Raw genomic sequence first — 23039 nt, forward strand, 5'->3', positions numbered from 1 at the left:
ATAATTTTTAATAGTGATAGGAAAGTTGATAGTTTTGGATTTAATTATATAAAATATAAAACTAATAAAAGTTGCATTTTTGCATAGATATTTAAAGATACAATCATGAAAAAATATTTATTAATAGGTGTAGCTGTAATAGGCTTACTTTATTCTTGTGCTACTAATCCTATAACAGGGAAAAATGAACTTAATTTTGTTTCCAACAGTGAATTATTTCCTTCTTCATTTCAACAATATGGAACTTTTTTGAAGGAAAATAAAATAATTTCAGGAACAGCTGATGCCAAAAGAGTAGAAATCGTTGGATCAAGAATTAAAACAGCTGCTGAAAAATATTTAGCCTATCTGGGTCAAACCGGATATCTGAATGGATACCAGTGGGAATACAAATTAATTGACAATAAAGAAGTTAACGCATGGTGTATGCCAGGAGGAAAAATCGTCGTTTATTCGGGAATTTTACCTATAACTAAAGATGAGGCTGGTTTGGCAACTGTTTTGGGACATGAGGTTTCACATGCATTAGCAAATCATGGTGCACAAAGAATGAGTGCATCGCAATTGCAACAATTAGGTGCGGTCGGGGTAGCTGTTGCTACTGGTCAGCAAAGTGCTGAAAAACAAAAAATGTGGCAGCAATACTATGGTTTAGGTTCTGAAGTAGGAGTAATGCTTCCATTTAGTCGAAATCATGAAAGTGAAGCCGACAAAATTGGACTTACTTTGATGGCAATTGCCGGTTACAATCCAGATGAAGCGATTGTTTTTTGGCAAAGAATGACAACACAATCCGGCGGTCAAGCACCACCAGAATTCTTAAGCACACACCCTTCTGACATTACTAGAATTGCAAATTTAAAGGCATTGATTCCAGAAGCAAGAGCAACAGCTGCAAAAGTTAATGCTTCTTATAAATAATTGGCATTTGAAATAATTGCATTTTTAGAACTATTTAAGCTATTCTTTTTAAGAATAGCTTTTTTTATAAATCATATTGAGCCCAATAATAGTAATAATTTATTATTAAAAATTTAATATATGAAAAAGCGCTATTTATTGTTATTCCGACTGAAAAATAAATAAATTCGCAAATAAAAAAACAAACATGGCAGAATTAGCAAAAGGAAGCAAAAAGTTATTGAATGCATGGGCATTTTACGATTGGGCAAATTCAGTATATCCATTGGTAATTTCTTCGGCCATATTTCCAATCTTTTATGAATCCTTATTTTCAGACAGAGATCATTATATAGCCGTTTTCGGAATGAATTTGAAAAACTCAGCATTGATTAGTTTTGTTACTGCTGCAGCGTTTTTGATGGTTGCCCTATTTTCACCTTTATTATCAGGAATAGCCGATTATGTCGGGAATAAAAAATCTTTCATGAAGTTCTTCTGCTATACCGGAGCTCTTTCTTGTATTGGTTTGAATTGGTTTAGCCTAGATAATATTTATCTTGGACTGTTTTTTTACTTTTTTGGATTAATTGGTTTCTGGGGAAGCTTAGTATTTTATAATTCTTATTTACCAGATATCGCTTTCACTGAACAACAAGATGCTGTTAGTGCCAAAGGATATTCTCTTGGATACATTGGGAGTGTTATTTTATTAGTATTAAATCTTGCTATGGTAATGATGCCCGATACTTTTGGAATAACTGGAGCTACTAAAGGCGAAGCCGCAATGAAAGCAATGAAATATTCCTTTGTAATGGTTGGCGTTTGGTGGATTCTATTCAGCCAATATTCCTATTATTTTTTGCCAAAAGGAAATAAAAATGCAGACCGAAAAGTGACCAAAGCGGTTGTTTTTAATGGATTCAAAGAACTTAAGAAAGTCTGGGGATTATTGGAAGCCAACATGCCGTTAAAAAGATATTTACTCAGCTTTTTTGTTTACAGCATGGCTGTTCAAACCGTAATGCTTATTGCTACCTATTTTGGTTCTCAAGAAATTGCTTGGGAATCAGCAAGCCAAAGTCAAACAGGATTAATTATATGTATATTATTAATACAGATTATTGCCGTAATTGGTGCTATTATGACCTCAAAAGCATCTGCTAAATTTGGAAATATACCAACCCTTATTGTGATTAACTGTTTTTGGGTCATACTTTGTTCTGCAGCTTATTTTATAGTAACTCCCAATCAGTTTTATATCATGGCAGCTTTGGTAGGGCTTGTGATGGGAGGAATTCAGGCATTATCCCGTTCAACTTATTCTAAACTTTTGCCAGAAACAGAGGATACTGCTTCCTTTTTTAGTTTTTATGATGTTACCGAAAAAATTGGGATTGTAATCGGGATGTGCGTGTATGGTGCAATTGATCAAATTACCGGAAGTCCAAGACTTGCAATTGTATTTTTGGCAGTGTTTTTTATAATTGGTGTTTTACTTTTGAATAGGGTTCCAAAGAAAGAGATCAAATAATTTCCGAAACGAATTTGGTTTTCAAAAGCCTTTTGGACAAAAAACATAAAAATACCGCAGATTCATAGATTATATAAAATCTATGAATCTGCGGTATTTTTTATAAGCTGTTATTATACTTTTGAAATATCACCAGAGCCACTCACTTTGGTGTCTTTTGTTTTAGGATCTCCTTTGTATTCAATATCACCTGAGCCCGAAACTCTGGCAATTAAACTCTCGCTACAATTTACTTTCATATCTCCGGAACCTGAAATTGTAACGTTCGCATTTTTTGTTGTCAAATTAATAGCGTCAACATCACCTGAACCCGAAGTTTTGGAAACAAAATTATCTGAAATACCCGTTACAACAACATCTCCAGAACCACTTAAATTAGATTCAAAATCAGTTGTTTTAACATCTAAAGTCAAATTACCAGAACCAGATAGTTTAGCTTTAAAAGTAGGGCTTACTATAGTGTTTTTGGCTATAACATCGCCAGACCCTGAAAGAGCGACAGAATTTATTTGTTCAAATGGCACCGTCACTACCAGCTTTTTCTTTGTGTCAATTTGAATATTTTTCTCGTTGGAAATTTTCAAGACATTTGCGACAACTTCAACTTTGATGTGAGGAATTATATTTTCCTCCCCTTCAATGGTTATTGTACCTTCGGTTCCCGAAACCAAAATCACATCAAAAGAGCCGGAAAGAATTATTTCATCATACCCTGAAGTAGTTCTTTTCTCAGTAACTACTTTTCCATTTCCTTTAATTTTTGACCACTGTGCATTCGCAATTGTTGTAAAAAACAGCGCACTAAAAACAACTAATAAAACCGATTTTTTCATAGATTAAAAATTATAATTAAACATGATTTTGAACTTGATGTATGATTGAAACTTTTACTGAACTTCTCTTTTATACAATTTTACATTACCATAATCGGAAGTAATTAAAATCTTATTTTCACCTTTTTTCTTATAAAATCCGCTGACTCTTTTAGTGTAATTAGTTTCTTCTCTTGAATTAACACTCAATTCATTGTCATATTTAAAATCGCCATATCTTACCGATACATCGAAATCAAAAACATAATTAGGATGGAAACCAACATCAACACCTGTATAACCAGCCACAATGTTTATATTATTAGCTTTGGGCTGAATAGCATCAATCGAGATATTACTATATTTTGTGTTTAACTTCAATTGATTTGATACAGAACCAAGGTCAATCGTCAGATAATTTCCATTCCCGTCCAATGAATTGATTTTTTTAATTTTTACACTTCCGTATTTACTGATGTATTTTATATCATTTCCTTCATTAATCTCAATATCAGAATAATCTGAAAGTAAATCAAGTTTGGCTACTTCATTCATTTTCAACCCAGAATATTTAGAGGTTATCGCACCAATTTTTAGATATTCTATAGTAGAATTTGAACAATAACCAATTTCTATCGTATTACTGTTACCGTTTAATTTTCCCAAATTAATTTTTCCGTATTTACAATTTATGTCAGTTATAGAAAAAAGATCTGAAGTACCGATATTTCCGTATTTGTTATTCAATTTTACAGTCCCGTTTTTAGGAATCTTTATAGTGTAGTTGATTTCAAAATTATTATTTCTTCCATTGGTTTTTTTGCTCATGTTTCCAAAAACAGTTTTGGCACTAACCATACTTTTTAACGCTACAAAATCAACATCAATTCCGGCTAATTTTTCGTTTACCCATTTTTCATTATCACCACTGACTTTAATAAGAACTTCAATTTCAATTTTATCCTCATTCCAGGTGGTAACAAAAATACTTCCATAGGAATTCTCAATATTTATTCCGGCATCGCTGTTCACGATATAGGCTTTATTGATGACTTTTTGTTTTGTATAATTAAAATCATCATTAGAAAATCCTAAAAAAGGGATTAATAAAAGAGGTAATAGTAGTATGTTAAATTGTTTTTTCATCGTTTAATTTTTTAATTTTTTCAGTTTCTTCAATGTGTTGCAAAACATTTTGTAAAAATGAAATTCGGGTTTGCAGATTACTGATCATCGCATAAATAATAGGTTTACTTTCACCGTTAACTTCCAATTCATGCTTGATTTTTTCATAATCGCTATCCAGCGATTTCATTTGTTGCAATGCATCATTCACGATTTTTTCATTCTCAGGTGATTTTTTAGCTTTAATTTGTTCTAATTGATGTTCAATCAAAACGGTAAAAATTGAATCTGTTTGTTTGGTTTCTTTAGAGGCAAATTTCAGTTCTCTTGGACTTCCATTGCTATTAGTATAAAACAATGTAATCCCAAGCATAACAACCACAGACGCAGCTATCGCATAGATAAGTCCAAAATTCTTTTTTCGTTTTTTAAGAGCCAATTTTTCAGAAAATCGCTTTTCATGTTGGCTATCCATTTCATGAACATCCCATTGATTTTCTAGAGTTTCAAATAATTGATCTAATTTTTCATTTTCATTTTTCATTTTCATATCTCATTTAATTTTTTTCTTAAACTTTCTTTAGCTCTGCTTAATGTAGTTCGACAATTGGCATAACTAATTTTAAGAATTTCGCTTATCTCTTCTTGATCATAACCTTCAATATAAAATAAGGTAAGAATCATGCTGTAATTGTATTTCAAGGACTGAATGGTGTCCAAAACCTGTTTAACTTTTAAATCATTAAAATCTAATTTTTCCTCCCAATCATTTTCTGGTTCTTCTAGTTTGTAAAGTGTTTTTTCAAAATCTTCTGTTTTAAATGGATTATTCTTTTTGTAAAAATCAATGCTATAATTCACTATTATCCGCTTCAGCCAAGCTCCAAAGGCTACTTCTTGTTTGAAATCATTTATTTTGGTAAATGCTTTCAAAAAACCTTCTTGCATGACATCTTCGGCAAAGTGCTCGTCTTTCACAATTCGATAGGCCACATTATACATCGCCTTGCAATAGCGATTATAAATCTCGAATTGTGCTTTCTGATTGTTCTCTTTGCAAAGCGAAATTAATTCCTCGATATTTTGATTGTTCAGATTCAATTAAATAGTTATGATTTGTAGTAAAGACATGATTTTTTTTGGTTTGTTACAGTTTTATAAAAATAGTTCATTTTTTTTCCATTTTTATCTTGAAGGGAAAAAAGGCTTCAATGAAAAATTGACTACATAAACGGATAAAAATTCAAAGTCAATTTAATTTTGGCATAATGATTGCCTTACTTTACACCGCAATATTATACTGTATTTATTCATCACTATTGGCCTAAAATATTGTTGCGATACCTTATATTTGCGTTCCGATTTAAAAAATTAATGACAAAAAGACTTAAATACTACTATGTCAAATCATAAAATACTTACTATTGACAATCTGTCACTTCAAGAATTTGATTCTGAAGCCGAATTAATTCCATTATTGACTCCAGAAGATGAGGAAGAAATGAACAACGAAGAATTACCCGATTCTTTACCCATTTTACCTTTACGCAATACGGTTTTATTTCCTGGAGTAGTTATTCCTATTTCAGCTGGAAGAGATAAATCAATCAAATTGATAAATGATGCCAATGCCGCCGGAAAAGTAATAGGTGTAGTAGCACAAATCAATGAAGAAGATGAAGACCCAACCTTTGCGGATATTCATAAAATAGGAACTGTAGCCCGAATTTTAAGGGTATTAAAGATGCCTGACGGAAACGTTACAGTCATCCTTCAAGGAAAAAAGCGTTTTGAAATTACAAAAGTAATTTCGGAAGAGCCTTACCTTACAGCTGGCATCAAGGAGGTTCCTGAAAAAAGGCCAACCAAAAAAGATTCTGAGTTCAATGCAATAATTGATTCGGTAAAAGAATTGGCAGTTAAGATTGTCAATGAAAGCCCTAATATTCCTTCAGAAGCAACATTTGCCATTAAAAACATAGGAAGCCCTTCGTTTTTGATCAATTTTGTTTCCTCCAATATGAATTTATCGGTAAAAGAAAAACAAGACTTACTATCGATAAACGGATTAAAAGAACGTGCCTTGGAAACGCTTCGTTTCATGAATGTTGAGTTGCAAAAACTAGAATTAAAAAACGATATTCAATCAAAAGTTCGTTTTGACCTAGATCAACAGCAAAGAGAATATTTCTTGCATCAGCAAATGAAAACTATCCAAGAAGAACTGGGAGGTGTTTCACAAGAGGAAGAAATGGACGAAATGAGTCTGAAAGCCAAAACCAAAAAATGGGACGAAAAAACTCAAAAACATTTCGAAAAAGAATTGTCAAAAATGCGCAGAATGAATCCGCAGGCTCCTGATTTTGGAATTCAAAGAAATTATTTGGAATTATTTTTAGAATTGCCATGGGGAGAATATTCTAAAGATAATTTTGATTTGAAGCATGCCCAAAAAGTATTAGACAAAGACCATTTTGGATTGGAAGATGTCAAAAAAAGAATGATTGAACATTTGGCAGTCCTTAAATTAAGAAACGATATGAAGTCCCCGATAATATGTTTGGCTGGACCTCCAGGAGTTGGTAAAACATCAATCGGTAGATCTGTTGCTGAGGCATTGGGCAGGGAATATGTACGTATATCATTAGGAGGATTGCGAGACGAGGCAGAAATTCGTGGACATAGAAAAACTTACATTGGTGCAATGCCTGGAAGAATCATCCAAAGTTTAAAGAAAGCCGGAACATCTAATCCTGTATTTGTTTTGGACGAAATCGACAAACTGTCTTCTAGTCATAACGGAGATCCTTCTTCGGCATTATTAGAGGTTTTGGATCCAGAACAAAACAGTTCATTCTATGATAATTTCCTTGAAATGGGGTATGATTTATCAAAAGTAATGTTTATTGCTACTTCCAATAATATGGCCGCTATTCAACCTGCTTTGGTGGATAGAATGGAAATCATAAAAATGTCAGGTTACACTACCGAAGAAAAAGTGGAAATAGCAAAAAAACATTTATTTCCAAAACAATTGGCAGCTCACGGACTAAAAACCAAAGATTTGAGCATTGGCAAAAAGCAATTAGAAAAAATTGTAGAAGGCTACACTCGCGAGTCGGGTGTTCGTGGATTGGAAAACAAAATTGCGCAAATCGTTCGTAACGCAGCCAAATCGGTTGCGATGGAGGAGGAGTACAACAAAAAAATCACTGACGAAGATATTGTAAAAGTTTTGGGCGTTCCAAGGTTGGAAAGAGATAAATATGAAAATAATGAAGTAGCCGGTGTCGTTACAGGTTTAGCTTGGACAAGTGTTGGTGGCGACATTCTTTTTATAGAATCATTACTTTCTCCAGGAAAAGGAACAATGACTATTACTGGTAACTTAGGTACTGTAATGAAAGAATCGGCTACTATTGCTTTAGAATACATTAAAGCGAATGCCGAATTAATGGGATTGAACCCAGAAATACTTTCTAAATATAACATTCATTTACACGTCCCAGAAGGAGCCACTCCAAAAGATGGCCCAAGTGCAGGTATTGCTATGCTGACATCGTTAGTTTCGTTACTTACCCAAAAACGAGTGAAGAAAAACTTAGCAATGACAGGAGAAATCACTTTGAGAGGAAAAGTATTGCCTGTTGGTGGTATAAAAGAAAAAATATTGGCAGCCAAAAGAGCTAATATTAAGGAAATCATCTTATGTCACGAAAACAAAAGTGATATTGATGAAATCAAAGCTGAATATTTAGAAGGTCTTACATTTCATTACGTGAAAGAGATGAGTGAAGTTCTAGATATTGCAATTACTAAAGAGAAAGTCAAAAATGCAAAAGAATTAAAATAACAAAAAATAAAATTTCAATTCTGAAAGGAATCATTTTTGATGGTCCATAAAATTCCAAACTCCAATTCATGCAATTGGAATTTGGAATTTATTTTTAAAGCTTAATTAAGTATTTTATAGTTTTATAATTTTATCTTCGCAACTGCGTTTTAAATATTAGAAACAGCTTTTAAAGTATGTCCCAAAAACTTTTGTTATTCTATTTATTTTCTATATCTATGGTATCATACGGTCAAATAGGAGGGAAGTATACTTATGAGTTTTTAACCTTGGTTACATCTCCAAGGCAAGCTGCTCTGGGAGGAAAGACAATTACAATTTATGATGAAGATGTTAATGAAGCCTTGTTTAATCCTGCAACAATAAATGAAGAAATGAACAATCATTTGGCAGTGAATTATGGTAATTACTATAAAGAAGTTACTTATGGTACGGCTTCATATGCGTATACCTACGACCAGCATTTGCAAACATTTCAAGCCGGTATAAATTATATCAATTACGGAAAATTTGAAGGTTATGACGAAAGCGGTTTGCCTACGTCAGAATTTACGGGAAATGAAATTGCTCTTTCTCTGGGATATGCCTATAATATTCCTTATACTGATATTCATTTGGGAGCCAATGCCAAACTTATTGAATCTACGTTAGAAAGCTACAATTCCTTTGGAGCTGCCGTAGATTTAGGAATGGTATATATCGACGAAAAAAATGATGTGAATTGGGCATTGACCTTAATGAATTTTGGAACCCAATTTACTACTTATGATGGTACCAGAGAAAAATTACCCTTTGAAATAATCGCTGGAGTTTCGCAGGAATTGGAACATGTTCCCATACGCTGGCACTTTACACTCGAAAATTTGCAACAATGGAATTTGGCTTTTTCAAATCCTGTTCGCTCAGAAACTTCAATTGATGGCAGCATCACAGAAGAAAACATATCTTTTTTCAACAATGCGTTGCGGCATATGATTTTGGGAGTTGAACTTTTTCCTAAAAAGGCTTTTAACCTTAGATTAGGATATAATTTCCGAAGATCCACTGAATTGCAAATCCAAGACCAGCGGAATTTTTCTGGTCTTTCCTTGGGATTTGGATTAAAACTAAATAAATTAAAATTCAATTATTCTTATTCGAAATATACTCTGGCGGGAAATACAAGTTTGTTTGGGCTGACAGTTAATTTTAGTGAGTGATTTATAAACAAATGGCATAGACATTGATGCTGATAGTAATGGTAAAAAGTCTAATTTATAAATAAGTTAAAGTGATGAGAAAAATACTTTTAATTTTTATTCCGCTATTTCTTTCAAGCTTTAGTATAAATTCTGATGACAATTCAACTGAAGAAAAACTCAATACTCAAGTAGAAGAAGTAAGAAAAATCATTAATGATAATCCTAAATTCAATAAAGAAGTTGCTTTTTTTATTGATATGGAAATACAATCAGGTAAAAATCGTTTTTTTATTTATGATTTGAAAAATAATAAAATTATTGATGAAGGATTAGTTGCCCATGGTTCAGGGTCAGAAACTGGAATTCCAGGAAAACTAAAATTTAGCAATGTAGCTAATTCTCTTAGTACATCATTGGGGAAATATTCGATAGGAAAGCATTACAATGGGCAATTTGGCAAAGCATATAAATTATATGGATTAGATGAAACAAACAGTAATGCTTTTCGCAGAAATATAGTTTTGCACAAATTTTGGGCAGTTCCTTATGAAGAACAAGATAAACGTATATGCACAAGTTATGGCTGTCCAATGGTTAATGAAACTTATTTTAGTAGAATAGAAAAAATAATAGACAATTCTAAAACAAACATTATTCTTAGCATTTACTATTAAAAGAGTAACTACTAAGAATAATGTTTGTTTTATAAAATGATATAAAACAACACAAATAATTAATTTTAGAAAATTGAAAAAAATTACCATAGCAATAGACGGATTTTCATCCACTGGAAAAAGTACTTTGGCCAAACAACTTGCCAAACATTTGGGATATGTTTATGTAGATACAGGAGCTATGTATCGTGCTGTGACTTTATTTGCTATGCAAAACAATTATATCGGAGCTGATTTTTTGGATAAAGAGAAATTGGTAAAAAGCTTACCTTCTATAAAATTGAGTTTTAAATTTAACCCTGAATTGGGTTTTGCCGAAATGTACTTGAACGATGTCAATGTTGAGACGGAGATCCGAACTTTGGAAGTTTCCAATTTTGTCAGCACAATAGCCGCTATTTCGGAAGTACGTTCTAAATTGGTTGAACAACAACAGGAAATGGGCAAAGAAAAAGGAGTTGTAATGGACGGTAGAGATATAGGAACAGTTGTTTTTCCAAATGCTGAACTTAAAATATTCATGACAGCTGGAGCAGATACCCGTGCACAAAGACGTTTTGATGAATTACAAGCCAAAGGAGATTCAGTTTCCTACGAAGAGGTTTTGAAAAATGTGGTAGACCGTGATTATGTTGATACTCACAGAGATGATTCTCCTTTAGTAATGGCTGATGATGCAATTGAAGTGGATAATTCTTATTTGAATCGTAAGGAACAATTTGATGTTGTTTTGGAATTGGCTAATGAGGTAATTAATACTTTATAATTTTTTTGGTAATCTCAATTTTAATAGTAGATTTACGCGCCTCAAAATTCTAACAAACATTAAAACATACTTCATCTTATGGGAATTAAAAATAGATTGATATTAATGAGCTTTCTTCAATTTTTTGTTTGGGGAGCGTGGTTAATTACAATAGCAAATTATTGGTTTGGTACCAAAAACTGGGAAGGAACACAATTTGGTTTGGTCTTTGGAACAATGGGAATTGCTTCGCTTTTTATGCCAACACTTGCAGGTATTATTGCCGATAGATGGATTAATGCTGAAAAATTATACGGAGGACTTCATATTTTATATGGCTTTGTTTTATTTTACTTGCCCGAAGTTACTACTCCAACGACTTTTATTTACATCATGCTTTTGGCAATGTGTTTCTATATGCCAACTATTGCTTTGAGTAACTCTATTTCGTATAATGCTTTAAAAATAAATGGTTTGGATGTGGTTAAGAGCTTTCCACCAATTCGTGTTTTTGGTACTATTGGATTTATAGTAGCCATGTGGATTACCAATTTAACAGGAAATAAAGCAACTGCTTATCAATTTTATATTGCTGGAATTGCTGCTATTGCATTAGGTATCTATTCATTTACTTTGCCTAAATGTAAGCCTCAACGATTAACAAAAGAAAATGCTTCATTGATGGAGATTTTAGGATTGGAGTCCTTCAAATTATTTGCTAATTATAAAATGGCTTTGTTTTTTATTTTCTCTATGTTTTTGGGAGGCGCTTTACAGCTGACTAATGCTTATGGAGATGTTTTTTTGGATGAATTCAAACATTTTCCAAAATATGCGGATTCGTTTGTGGTGAAATATTCTACTATTATTATGTCGATTTCTCAAATTTCAGAGACTTTGTTTATATTGGCCATTCCATTTTTCTTAAAACGATTTGGCATAAAACAAGTTATGCTTATTAGTATGTTTGCATGGGTATTGCGTTTTGGTTTATTTGCATTTGGAGACCCTATCCAAGGATTATGGATGATTATTTTATCCTGTATTGTTTATGGTATGGCTTTTGATTTCTTTAATATTTCTGGATCTTTATTTGTGGAAACACATACCGATGCCAAAAACCGTTCTTCGGCTCAAGGAATGTTTATGATGATGACTAATGGAGTAGGAGCAATATTAGGTAGTTTTACTTCGGGTTGGGCTATTGATCGTTTTTTCACAAAATCGTTTAATAACACAACAGAATTAGCTTCTTTTTTGCAAACCGATATTGCGAATCCAAAGATGTTGGATTTTGTAAAAAACCAAGGGAATTCTATTACTACTGATGGCTTATTACAAAATGTAATTATGATGAAGGATTGGCACAGCATTTGGTTGGCTTTTGCTATTTATTCGCTGGTTATCGCCATTGCATTTGCTATTTTGTTCAAACATGAGCATAATCCTAATGAAGTGGAGAACGTGAATCATTAGTAGATTTATTGAAAAACACAAGATCAATCCTAACTCGTTTTTGAAACCTGTTGGGATTTTTTGTTCCTGACAAATCACAATGTGACCCAACTAGCCCCGATAGCAGTGAAAATCCTCCTGTACAGGGGTTCGGCACAGGAGATTGTAACGAATAGCGGGAACCATGCCTTTAAAAATGCCCAATTATTCGCTCCTAGGCCTTTTTATACTTCTTTTTGGTTTAGTTCTAAATATCTCGCTTTAAATATTTTGCCATATTAAATAAATGAATTACTTTTGCACACCTTTTGGTGGATAGGAGTTTCCTTTAGGTATCAACAATTTAAGTAAAACAACTTCTGTTTTTTCTATCGCTTTGAGAAACTCAAGAAAAACAGAATACAAATTTTTTATCAGCATGTCTGAACAATTAAAATCACAAGAAGAGTTTTTAGCAAATTTTAACTGGCATAACTTCGAAGAAGGTATCGATGCAGTAGATGAGAAAAACTTATTGGAATTCGAAGAACTAGTATCAAAAACTTTTATTGCAACTGACCAAGAAGAAGTTGTTGAAGGAGTAGTTGTAAGAATCACAGATAGAGACGTTATCGTTGATATCAACGCAAAATCGGAAGGTGTTATTTCATTAAACGAATTCCGTTACAACCCAGCTTTAAAAGTAGGTGACAAAGTAGAAGTATTAATTGACATCCGTGAGGATAAAACAGGTCAATTGGTATTGTCTCACAGAAAAGCACGTACTATCAAATCTTGGGATAGAGTTATTTCAGCTAACGAAACAGGAGAAATCGTTAATGGTTTTGTAAAATGCAGAACTAAAGGAGGTATGATCGTTGACGTTTTCGGAATTGAAGCTTTCTTACCAGGATCTCAAATTGACGTTAAACCAATTAGAGACTACGATGTATATGTAAACAAAATGATGGAATTCAAAGTGGTAAAAATCAACCACGAATTCAAAAATGTTGTTGTTTCTCACAAAGCGCTTATTGAAGCGGATATTGAAGTACAGAAAAAAGAAATCATCGGTCAATTACAAAAAGGACAAGTATTAGAAGGTGTTGTTAAAAACATTACTTCTTATGGTGTCTTCATTGACTTAGGTGGTGTTGATGGATTAATTCACATTACTGACCTTTCTTGGAGTAGAATCAACCACCCAAGTGAAGTTCTTGAATTAGACCAAAAATTAAACGTTGTAATCCTTGATTTCGATGATGAGAAAACAAGAATTCAATTAGGTTTGAAACAATTAAACGCTCACCCATGGGATGCTTTGAATGCTGATTTGAAAATTGGTGACAAAGTAAACGGTAAAGTAGTTGTAATCGCTGATTACGGTGCATTTATCGAAGTTGCAGAAGGTGTTGAAGGTTTAATCCACGTTTCTGAAATGTCATGGTCAACTCATTTACGTTCTGCTCAAGATTTCGTAAAAGTTGGAGATGTTGTTGAGGCTGTTATCTTAACATTAGATAGAGATGACCGTAAAATGTCATTAGGTATCAAACAATTAACTCAAGATCCTTGGACTGACATTACTTCTAAATACCCAGTAGGTTCTAAACATACAGGTATCGTTAGAAACTTTACAAACTTTGGAATTTTCGTAGAATTGGAAGAAGGAATTGATGGATTAATTTACATCTCTGACTTATCTTGGACTAAGAAAATCAAACACCCATCTGAATTTGTAAATGTTGGTGAAAAATTAGATGTAGTAGTATTAGAATTAGATGTTGACGGACGTAAATTATCTTTAGGTCACAAACAAACTACTGCTAATCCTTGGGATCAATACGAAGATTCTTTCGCAGTTGGAACTATCCACACAGGTGAAATTTCTGAAATCGTTGACAAAGGAGCTACTGTAGAATTTGGAGATGATATCGTTGCTTTCATTCCTACTCGTCACCTTGAAAAAGAAGACGGTAAGAAATTGAAAAAAGGTGATACTGCTGATTTCAAAGTAATTGAATTCAACAAAGAATTCAAAAGAGTAGTTGCATCTCACACTGCTATCTTCCGTGAAGAAGAAGAGAAAAACGTGAAAGCTGCAACTGAAAACACTTCATCTGCATCTACTACAAACGCACCAGCTGCAACTTTAGGAGATAACAATGATGTATTAGCTGCATTAAAAGCTAAAATGGAAAAATCAGAGAAAAAATAATTCTTAGATTTTTAGAATAATAGGAAGCCCCGCAAATTGCGGGGCTTTTTTTTGCTCTTTTTTTGATTATTTTAATAAGAAAAAGCACCAAACAAATTCAAAAGCATATATTTGCTTTTCTAAATATTTACTTATGAAAAAAATCTACTTTTTGTTATTGGCTTTTTGGTTTCTTAATAGTTTGAATGCCCAAATTATAAACTTTCCTGATGCTATTTTCAAGGCAAAGTTATTGGAATCGGATTATAGCAATACGATTGCAAAGGATATAAATGGAAATAGCATAAAAATTGATATTAATAATAATAATGAAATAGAAGTTACTGAAGCGCTATCTGTTTATTTTTTAAGTATTGAATCTTCAAGTATTGATGATCTAACAGGAATCTTAAATTTTAGCAACCTGTATCATTTATATTGCCCAGGCAACAAGCTTACTTTTTTAGATTTGAAAGGTTTAAAGAATCTTATTTATTTGTTTTGTGATGACAATCAACTTACAACATTAGATGTAAGTAATGTAAATACTATTCAAAATCTATTTTGCAGGAATAATCAACTTACCTCGTTAAATATTACTAACCTAAATATGCTCACCCATTTTTATTGTGGTAATAATAAACTTGCTTCAATAGATTTTAATACTTCTACGAACCTTCAATATTTAGGGTGTGAAAATAATCAAATTACTACTTTAAATATTAACCCTTTTTTAAATCTTAAGATTTTAGATTGTGGGAATAACCAATTAACCAGTTTGAACTTAACAGGTTTAAACTTCCTTCAAACCTTAAACTGTTCTTTTAATCAATTACCTAGTTTAAATTTAATAGGACTTAATAACCTGACTGATATAAATTGTAGCAATAATATACTAACCGAATTAAATGTCCTTGGACAAAATCAACTCGAATCATTAGATTGTAGTAAAAATAGTATTTCAAACTTAGATTTAGTTGGATTATCCCAACTTAGTGGTTTATTTTGTAGTCAAAATACTCTTTCAAGTCTCAATATTTCTGGATTAAATGGCTTATCAATAATTGAATGTAATAATAACAAATTAACTAGTTTAGATGTAAAAGAAAATCTATATTTAAGAGAATTAGATTGTTCTAATAACTTATTGACAAGTCTAGATTTAAATAGTTTGTCACAACTCTGGTTTTTAATTTTATTTCAAAATAAAATAACTACAATTGACCTAACAGGACTATTCGATCTTGAAATTATCAGTTTTTTTGAAAATAACATTGCTACAATAGATTTTTCAAGCTCCCCTAAATTGACCGATATTGATGGTGGGAAAAATCCAATTGAAGCAATTGATCTTTCTCAATTGCCAAATCTTGAGGTTTTATGGCTAGGTTTTACTTCAATAAATACTCTTGACTTAAGCAATTCTAATAAACTCAAAGGGATTAATGTGTCTAGTTGTCCGAATTTAGAATCTATAAACCTGAAAAATGGCAGTAGAGAAGATTTAGAATATTTAGAAACTGAACTACAAGACTATTATAAAGCAGATTGCAGTAATTTTTCCAATTGTCCAAAACTAAAATACATTTGTGGAGATGAAGAGGAATTAGAATCAATTTCTCAAAAAATTACCAGCTATAATTACGAGAACTGTATTGTCGGAGGATATTGTTCTTTTGATGAAGGAGGCGCAAATTATACTATTCAAGGAAACAATAGAATGGATAGCAATAAAAATGGATGTGATGCTTCAGATTTGCCAGCCTCACATATAAAGTTTACTATTTCAGATGGAACGGAAACAGGAACAGTAATTACTAATGAATCTGGTAATTATTCTATTAAAGTTAAGGAAGGAACTTATACCGTTACTCCAATTTTAGAAAATGCTGACTATTTTACAATTTCGCCAACCTCAGTAAATGTTAATTTCCCAACTGATGCAAGTCCTTTTATTCAAGAATTTTGTTTAACACCAAGTGCTTCACATAAAGATTTAGAAATTACTTTAATTCCAATGGAAGTGGCTAGACCTGGTTTTGATTCAAAGTATAAACTAGTTTACAAAAACAAAGGAAATGTAGCTCAATCAGGAACTGTAAATTTGGCTTTTGATGATGCTGTTTTGGATGTAGTGGTTTCGAATCCTATAGTTTCTAGTCAAAACACAAATAGTTTATCTTGGAATTTCTCCGATTTAAAGCCATTTGAAACTCGTGAAATTACCTTTACGTTAAATGTAAATAGTCCGATGGAAACTCCAGCAGTAAATAGTGGCACTGTTTTGCATTATACAGCAACAGTAAACTCAGTTGATTCTGATGAATACCCAATTGACAATATGTTTGTTTTGAATCATACAGTTGTAGGTTCTTTAGATCCAAATGACAAAACGTGTTTAGAAGGTGATGTTATTACTTCAGGTTTGATTGGTGAATATGTACATTATTTAATTCGTTTTGAAAATACTGGAAATTATGCTGTACAGAATATTGTTGTAAAAGATATGATTGACTTGACAAAGTTTGATATCTCGACATTGGTTCCGACAGATGCCAGCCATTCCTATATTACTAAAATTTCTGAGGGCAATAAAGTGGAGTTTATTTTCGAAAATGTTAACCTCCCTTTTGACGACGCCAATAATGATGGCTATATTGCTTTTAAAATCAAAACGAAGCCAACTTTGGTAGTAGGAGATTCATTTGATAATGAAGCAAACATCTACTTTGATTATAACTTTCCTGTATTGACCAATAAAGCGACATCTAAATTTGGAACATCTTTGGGAACTCAAGATTTTGAGTTTTCTAATTATTTCAAAGTGTATCCAAATCCTGCTAGTGAAGTTTTAAATATTTTGGAAACAAAGGAGATTGAAGTACAATCTATTGCAGTTTATGATATTTTAGGACAATTGGTGATTGCACTTCCTAATATAAAAGATTCCTCAAAAATTGATGTTTCAAATTTAAGAACGGGTAATTATTTTTTAAAAATAAAATCAGACAAAGGCAGTTCTAGCATTAAATTTATAAAAAACTAAGTTTTGAGAAAATCAGAGGAAAAATAATTTCTTGATATTTAATAATAAAAAGCCCCTTAATTACGGGGGCTTCTTTTATTTTAAAAACCATTCAAACTTATAATTATTAAAAATCAAAACTATTTTGATCGTTTATATTAAATAAAAAGTTAAAAGTATGTTAAGTTATATGAAAATGCTTATTTTTGGTAAAATCAAATAATTTTTATGGTTCCAAAACTACGTTTACCTACTTGTTTTACATTTTATTCTTTTTTTACATTTTTGATTCTCTTTTTCTGTTCTATTGATGTTAATGCTCAATGTGCAGGAATCGCAGGAAGTGATAATAATACTTTAAATGTTTGCGACATTGCAAATTCATCAAGTATTTCTGTAGATTTAAATGCTCAATTAGGTCCACATACACTTGGAGGAACTTGGTCTGATGATGATAAATCTTTAGGATTAAATACAACAACTGGTATTTTAAATGCACAGCAAATCAAGAAAAGTGGTATTTATAATTATACCTATACTGTTTCAGACGGGTTAGGCTGTACAGATTCAGCTGTTATAACTGTGACTATTGGAGGATATTCTGGAATTGCTGGACCTGATTTTTCTGTTTGCAACAATCAAAGTTTGAATTTATTTATGCTTTTTAAAGGTGTCCCAACACCTTCACCACAAACAAATGGTACTTGGAATGATGACTCTGGTTCAGGTGGTTTGTCAGGCAATACACTTAATACTGCTGCTCCTCCTTCAGGAAATACATATCCTTATACTTATACAGTTTCATCTCCATTAGGATCGACTTGTAATTCATCTGTTTCGTCTACCGTAAATGTTTCAATATTCAGAGGCCCAGAATCAGGAACTCCAACAAATTTGCAATTATGTTCTGATGTATTAGGCACCTACACGAATTTTGACTTATTTGGACAATTATCCGGGGAAGATATAGGTGGAGTATGGACAGATGCTGGACTAGGAGAAATAACTAGTGCTACAGATTCTAATATTAATATTCAAAATATTTACAATACTAGAGGACCTGGTGTTTATAGATTTACTTATACTGTACTATCAAATTATTTGGTTTGTTCTGATAAATCATCATTTGTAGATATAACTATAGAAAAGCAACTTGATTTTACTGGGGCAACGTTAGTGGTAAACCCTGACATATGTGAAAATGAAATACCAACTGCGTCCTATAGTGCAGTTTTAACCCAAGGAGCTCAAGCTATCACAAATGGTTCTTATGTCGTTACCTATACTATTTCGGGAGTAGCTACACCAATACAAACTACACAAAATTTTTCAGGCGGTGTATTGACTTTTCCAATTCTGTCAGCATATTTTCAACAAGTTAATAATTATACCGTTAACATTATTAATATAAAAGATGCAACTAGTCTGGGTATTTGCAACAATATTATTGGTACAATTGAAGACGTTTTACATATACATCCAATTCCTAAAATCAATAATGCTACACTTACTATTGTTCCAGTTTGTCAAACCTTTGATGCTTCAGTTAATTTTTCAGGGACATCAAATCTTACTGATGGAAATTATGATATTATTTACAATTTGAGTGGTAGTAATTCTCTCAACGGAATACCTGCCAGTCTTAATGTAGTAGGAGGATTATCTACTTTTATCATTCCAAAAGCTTTAATTCCAAATGCAGGTACAAATACAATTACAATTACGAAAATTACGAATACTACTACTGGTTGTACTAATACATCCACATTAAACAAATCGTTTACAATAAATCCGTTACCTAATGCTAGTAATTTAGTTGCAACTATTAAAAATTTATGTCAAGGACAAGATGCAAGCATAAAATTATCAGGTTTAGGAACTTTGACTGATATAACAATAAATTACAATCTTTTTGGAGTAAATTCAGTAGGTACCAAAAATATTCCATTAACAGTTGTTGCCGGGGAAACTAGTTTTGTAATTCCTGCAACTGATATTCCAAATATTGGTTTAACCTCTTTTACCATAACAAATTTAACCAATACAGTAACTGGTTGTACTTTGTCGATTAATAATAAAACTGATTTTACAGTAAATTCGATTCCTGCTATACCTGTAACAAATGATATTCAATCATTTTGTACTGCTGATAATGCAACAGTAGTAAATTTAAATCCCCAAGGAAACCAATACCAATGGTTTGATTCAGCTGTAAGTACAGTTCCTTTGACTACTACAACACCTTTGATTACTGACGATTATTTTGTAAAAGAAGTGAATTTAACAACAGGATGTGAATCTAGCTTAAAATCTATTGATGTAATCATTAATACAACACCTCAAATCAATAACGTTACACTTACTATTGTTCCGGTTTGTCCAGCCTTTGACGCATTAGTTGATTTTTCGGGAACATCAAATCTTACCGATGGAAATTATGACATTGTTTACAATATAAGCGGCAATAATACTGCAACTGCAATAAGTACTGTTATCAATATTACTGGAGGATTAGGCACTTTTACCATTCCAAAAGCTTTGATTCCAAATGCAGGTACAAGTACAATTACCATTACCAAAATTACCAATTCTATTACTGGCTGTACCAATACATCTACACTTAACAAATCCTTTACTGTAAATCCATTGCCTGATGCAACAAATCTGACAGCAACAATTAAAGACATATGTCAAGGTCAAGCGACAAACGTCAAATTATCGGGTTTAGGAACTTTGACTTCAATTTCTATTAATTACAATCTTTCTGGAGTGAATATTAGTAGTTCTCAAAGTATTACTTTGACAGTTGTAGCCGGTGAAACCAATTTTGTCATTCCCACAACTGACATACCAAATGTTGGACTGACCTCTTTCACCATAACTAATTTAACCAATGCCGTAACTGGTTGTACTTTGGCAATAAATAATAAAACGGATTTTACAGTAAATTCGATTCCAGCAATCCCTGTTGCAAATGACCAGATTTTTTGTACTTCAGATAATGCAACAGTTGCTAATTTAATTCCGCAAGGAAGCCAATATCAATGGTTTGATTCAGCAACAAGCTCCGTACCTTTAATTAGTTCCAAACCTTTAGTCTCCGGGAATTATTTTGTAAAAGAGGTAAATGTGTTGACTGGTTGCGAATCAAGCATAAAATCTATTATTGTACAAATTAATACAACTCCGCAAATAAATAGTGCAACATTAACAATTGCTCCAATTTGCCAAGGTTATTCAGCAAATGTAAATTTCTCTGGAAATTCCAATCTTACAGATGGAAATTACAATATTCTTTATAACTTATCAGGAAGTAATATAGCAACTGCAATTCCCGCAACTTTAAGTATTAATTCTGGGTTAGCCACTTTTAGTATAGCCTCCAATTTAATTCCGAATTCAGGAAATACAACTATAGTAATAACTAATATTACCAATGTATTAACCAATTGTACGAACACATCAACCTTATCAAAAGTATTTATTGTAAACGGATTACCTGATATTGCAAATATGGTTGTAACCGTAAAAGACGGTTGTTTAGGTCAAGCCGTAAATGTTGATATAACGGGATTGGGAACCTTATCGAATATCACTTTGAGTTATGCTGTATCTGGAGCAAATGCAATAGGTTCGCAAACAATTCCTCTAGCGGTAAGCGAAGGAAAAACACTTTTTTTAATTCCTGCCGGTACTCTTTTAAACACAGGAAACAATACTTTGGTCATAACCGATTTAACCAATACTGGAAATGGCTGTTCAATAACAATCAATACTGTTTCCAAAAGTTTTGCCATTAATGCTATCCCAGATAGCCCAACCGCAAGCAATCAAAAATTTTGCGAAACTAATTTAGCAACAGTAGCAAATTTAGCTCCTAACGGAAACCAATACAAATGGTATGATACTCCAACAAGTACAACTCCTTTAGCATCAAATAAACTTTTGGTAACAGGAAATTATTACGTTAAAGAAATGAATGCAAGCACGGGTTGTGAATCAATATCAACCCCAATAAGTGTGCTGATAAATACTGTTCAAAGACCCGATTTAAAGGCTAATGGAGAAGAATTTTGCGGAATTGACAAACCTAGTATCCAAAATTTATCAAATAATACCATTGCATCAACAAATTTAGCTTGGTATGACGCTATAACAAATGGAACAATAATTCCTAATACTGATTTGCTTTCAGAAGGAGCAACTTATTATGGTTTTGATTACGATGCAACAACTCAATGTTATTCTAGTGCATTGTCGGTAACCGTTTCATTAACTAAATGCTCTTTAACTCCTGACAAATTGAAGATCCCTGATGGATTTTCACCAAATGGTGATGGCGTAAATGATACTTTTCAAATTGTAGATATCGAATTTTCTTTTCCGAATTATACGTTAGAAATTTTTAATAGATACGGAAATGTGTTATTCAAAGGCGACATAAACAAACCGGATTGGAACGGAAAAAATTCTAATTCAAGCTTTATAGATGGTGACGCACCTGCAGGAGTCTACTTTTATATTATCCATTATAATAAAGACAATTTGCCTCCAAAACAAGGCCAACTTTATTTGAACCGATAATTCATTTCTTACCTATTAAATTTATTCTAATGAAAAAAATAATACTTTTTGTGTTTTTTTTCCTTTCTATACTAAAGGCAACCGCTCAGCAAGATCCTCATTTCACGCAATACATGAACAATATGAGTGTTGTAAATCCTGCTTATGCAACGGCAACTCCAGCAATCTTAAATTTAGGAAGTTTGTATCGTTACCAATGGGCTGGAATCGAAGGAGCGCCAAAAACCCTAACCTTATTTGCCCACACACCTATAAATGAAAAGATAGAAGGTGGTTTCTCTTTGGTTTCAGACAATATTGGTGATGGAGCCAAAAAGGAAACAAATTTCTTTGCTGATTTTGCCTATGTTCTTCAATTGAATGAAAAGCAAAAACTTTCATTTGGTGTAAAAGCTGGTTTTTCATCAATAAGTACCAACTTTAATGGATTTCAATTAAATAGCGGTGATATCTCCACAGACAAAGCATTTGCTGAAAATATAAATGAAACTGTACCTAATATTGGAGTAGGAGCCTATTATTTTACGGACAATTATTATATTGGACTTTCTGCACCAAACTTACTTTCGGCAGAACACATAAAATCCAGACCTGATATTAATTCCTTTGGTCCTCGAGAAATTCATACTTATTTAACCGGAGGATATGTTTTTGATATTAATGAGGCTTTTAAATTCAAACCTGCTGTTATGGCAATATTTGTAAAAGGTGCCCCGGTTTCTGTGGATTTAACGGCTAATGTATTGTATAATGAAAAATTCGAACTTGGAGCTGCTTATCGATTTGGGGATTCCGCAAGTTTATTGATGAATATCAATGTCACTCCAAATCTAAGAGTTGGTTATTCCTATGACTATGTGACTTCAAATCTAAGCCAATTCAGTTCAGGTTCACATGAAATTGTACTATTGTATAACTTGGATTTATTAGGCAAAGGGTATGACAAATCACCAAGATTTTTCTAAAAAAGTAAAC

At 32.4% G+C, this 23039-nt stretch carries 15 protein-coding genes; 11 read left to right on the forward strand and 4 right to left on the reverse strand.

Annotation, left to right across the window (positions count from 1 at the left end; genetic code table 11):
* Positions 1-105 precede the first annotated feature (105 nt).
* Positions 106-921, forward strand: a complete 816-nt coding sequence (locus DOS84_RS14215) for a M48 family metallopeptidase (protein ID WP_111410786.1) — start codon at positions 106-108, stop codon at positions 919-921.
* Between the two features lie 187 nt (positions 922-1108).
* Positions 1109-2434 (forward strand): MFS transporter, encoded by a 1326-nt coding sequence (locus DOS84_RS14220; RefSeq protein WP_111410787.1) that lies wholly within the window; start codon positions 1109-1111, stop codon positions 2432-2434.
* Positions 2435-2547: 113 nt separating this feature from the next.
* Here DOS84_RS14220 and DOS84_RS14225 read toward each other — a convergent pair whose 3' ends face one another.
* Genes DOS84_RS14225 through DOS84_RS14240 form a run of 4 tightly spaced genes read right to left on the reverse strand, consistent with a single transcriptional unit; the run spans position 2548 to position 5472 of the window.
* Positions 2548-3267, reverse strand: a complete 720-nt coding sequence (locus tag DOS84_RS14225; protein WP_111410788.1) for a head GIN domain-containing protein — start codon at positions 3265-3267, stop codon at positions 2548-2550.
* Positions 3268-3321: 54 nt separating this feature from the next.
* The gene (locus tag DOS84_RS14230) at positions 3322-4392 is read right to left on the reverse strand and encodes a DUF4097 family beta strand repeat-containing protein (protein ID WP_111410789.1); all 1071 of its coding nucleotides are present in this window, start codon (positions 4390-4392) and stop codon (positions 3322-3324) included.
* Positions 4376-4921 carry an anti-sigma factor gene (locus DOS84_RS14235; protein WP_243636378.1) on the reverse strand — a complete coding sequence of 182 codons (546 nt, stop codon included), beginning with the start codon at positions 4919-4921 and terminating at the stop codon, positions 4376-4378. Before DOS84_RS14235 ends, DOS84_RS14230 begins: the two co-directional genes overlap by 17 nt.
* On the reverse strand, positions 4918-5472 hold the full coding sequence (locus DOS84_RS14240) for an RNA polymerase sigma factor (RefSeq protein WP_111410790.1): 555 nt from the start codon (positions 5470-5472) through the stop codon (positions 4918-4920). The genes DOS84_RS14235 and DOS84_RS14240 overlap by 4 nt, the downstream gene beginning before the upstream one ends.
* A 298-nt stretch (positions 5473-5770) precedes the next feature.
* Here DOS84_RS14240 and lon point away from each other — a divergent pair, with 298 nt between their 5' ends.
* From lon to DOS84_RS14285, 9 genes are all read left to right on the forward strand, one after another.
* Positions 5771-8224 (forward strand): endopeptidase La, encoded by a 2454-nt coding sequence (lon, locus tag DOS84_RS14245; protein WP_111410791.1) that lies wholly within the window; start codon positions 5771-5773, stop codon positions 8222-8224.
* Between the two features lie 176 nt (positions 8225-8400).
* Complete coding sequence (gene porQ / locus DOS84_RS14250; RefSeq protein ID WP_111410792.1) at positions 8401-9423, forward strand: type IX secretion system protein PorQ; 1023 nt, start codon at positions 8401-8403, stop codon at positions 9421-9423.
* A 74-nt stretch (positions 9424-9497) separates the two neighbouring features.
* On the forward strand, positions 9498-10079 hold the full coding sequence (locus DOS84_RS14255) for a murein L,D-transpeptidase catalytic domain-containing protein (protein ID WP_111410793.1): 582 nt from the start codon (positions 9498-9500) through the stop codon (positions 10077-10079).
* A 73-nt stretch (positions 10080-10152) separates the two neighbouring features.
* On the forward strand, positions 10153-10845 hold the full coding sequence (cmk, locus tag DOS84_RS14260; RefSeq protein WP_111410794.1) for a (d)CMP kinase: 693 nt from the start codon (positions 10153-10155) through the stop codon (positions 10843-10845).
* A 78-nt stretch (positions 10846-10923) separates the two neighbouring features.
* Entirely contained in the window at positions 10924-12300 is a 1377-nt protein-coding gene (locus tag DOS84_RS14265) for a nucleoside permease (RefSeq protein WP_111410795.1), read from the forward strand.
* Positions 12301-12697: 397 nt separating this feature from the next.
* Positions 12698-14476 (forward strand): 30S ribosomal protein S1, encoded by a 1779-nt coding sequence (gene rpsA, locus DOS84_RS14270; protein ID WP_111410796.1) that lies wholly within the window; start codon positions 12698-12700, stop codon positions 14474-14476.
* A 133-nt stretch (positions 14477-14609) separates the two neighbouring features.
* Positions 14610-17501, forward strand: coding sequence for a DUF7619 domain-containing protein (locus DOS84_RS14275; RefSeq protein WP_111410797.1), 2892 nt, complete (start codon positions 14610-14612; stop codon positions 17499-17501).
* Between the two features lie 207 nt (positions 17502-17708).
* Positions 17709-22064, forward strand: a complete 4356-nt coding sequence (locus tag DOS84_RS14280; RefSeq protein ID WP_111410798.1) for a T9SS type B sorting domain-containing protein — start codon at positions 17709-17711, stop codon at positions 22062-22064.
* A gap of 29 nt (positions 22065-22093) precedes the next feature.
* On the forward strand, positions 22094-23029 hold the full coding sequence (locus tag DOS84_RS14285; protein WP_111410799.1) for a PorP/SprF family type IX secretion system membrane protein: 936 nt from the start codon (positions 22094-22096) through the stop codon (positions 23027-23029).
* Positions 23030-23039 lie beyond the last annotated feature (10 nt).

The sequence above is a fragment of the Flavobacterium aquariorum genome (assembly GCF_003254745.1).
Taxonomy (GTDB): Bacteria; Bacteroidota; Bacteroidia; order Flavobacteriales; family Flavobacteriaceae; genus Flavobacterium; species Flavobacterium aquariorum.

What these genes read in the sequence shown, in the direction of transcription:
- DOS84_RS14215 (WP_111410786.1), top strand. Translation starts at nt 106, where the DNA reads ATGAAAAAATATTTATTAATAGGTGTAGCTGTAATAGGCTTACTTTAT.
- DOS84_RS14220 (WP_111410787.1), top strand. Translation starts at nt 1,109, where the DNA reads ATGGCAGAATTAGCAAAAGGAAGCAAAAAGTTATTGAATGCATGGGCA.
- DOS84_RS14225 (WP_111410788.1), bottom strand. Translation starts at nt 3,267, where the DNA reads ATGAAAAAATCGGTTTTATTAGTTGTTTTTAGTGCGCTGTTTTTTACA.
- DOS84_RS14230 (WP_111410789.1), bottom strand. Translation starts at nt 4,392, where the DNA reads ATGAAAAAACAATTTAACATACTACTATTACCTCTTTTATTAATCCCT.
- DOS84_RS14235 (WP_243636378.1), bottom strand. Translation starts at nt 4,921, where the DNA reads ATGAAAATGAAAAATGAAAATGAAAAATTAGATCAATTATTTGAAACT.
- lon (WP_111410791.1), top strand. Translation starts at nt 5,771, where the DNA reads ATGTCAAATCATAAAATACTTACTATTGACAATCTGTCACTTCAAGAA.
- porQ (WP_111410792.1), top strand. Translation starts at nt 8,401, where the DNA reads ATGTCCCAAAAACTTTTGTTATTCTATTTATTTTCTATATCTATGGTA.
- DOS84_RS14255 (WP_111410793.1), top strand. Translation starts at nt 9,498, where the DNA reads ATGAGAAAAATACTTTTAATTTTTATTCCGCTATTTCTTTCAAGCTTT.
- DOS84_RS14265 (WP_111410795.1), top strand. Translation starts at nt 10,924, where the DNA reads ATGGGAATTAAAAATAGATTGATATTAATGAGCTTTCTTCAATTTTTT.
- rpsA (WP_111410796.1), top strand. Translation starts at nt 12,698, where the DNA reads ATGTCTGAACAATTAAAATCACAAGAAGAGTTTTTAGCAAATTTTAAC.
- DOS84_RS14275 (WP_111410797.1), top strand. Translation starts at nt 14,610, where the DNA reads ATGAAAAAAATCTACTTTTTGTTATTGGCTTTTTGGTTTCTTAATAGT.
- DOS84_RS14280 (WP_111410798.1), top strand. Translation starts at nt 17,709, where the DNA reads ATGGTTCCAAAACTACGTTTACCTACTTGTTTTACATTTTATTCTTTT.
- DOS84_RS14285 (WP_111410799.1), top strand. Translation starts at nt 22,094, where the DNA reads ATGAAAAAAATAATACTTTTTGTGTTTTTTTTCCTTTCTATACTAAAG.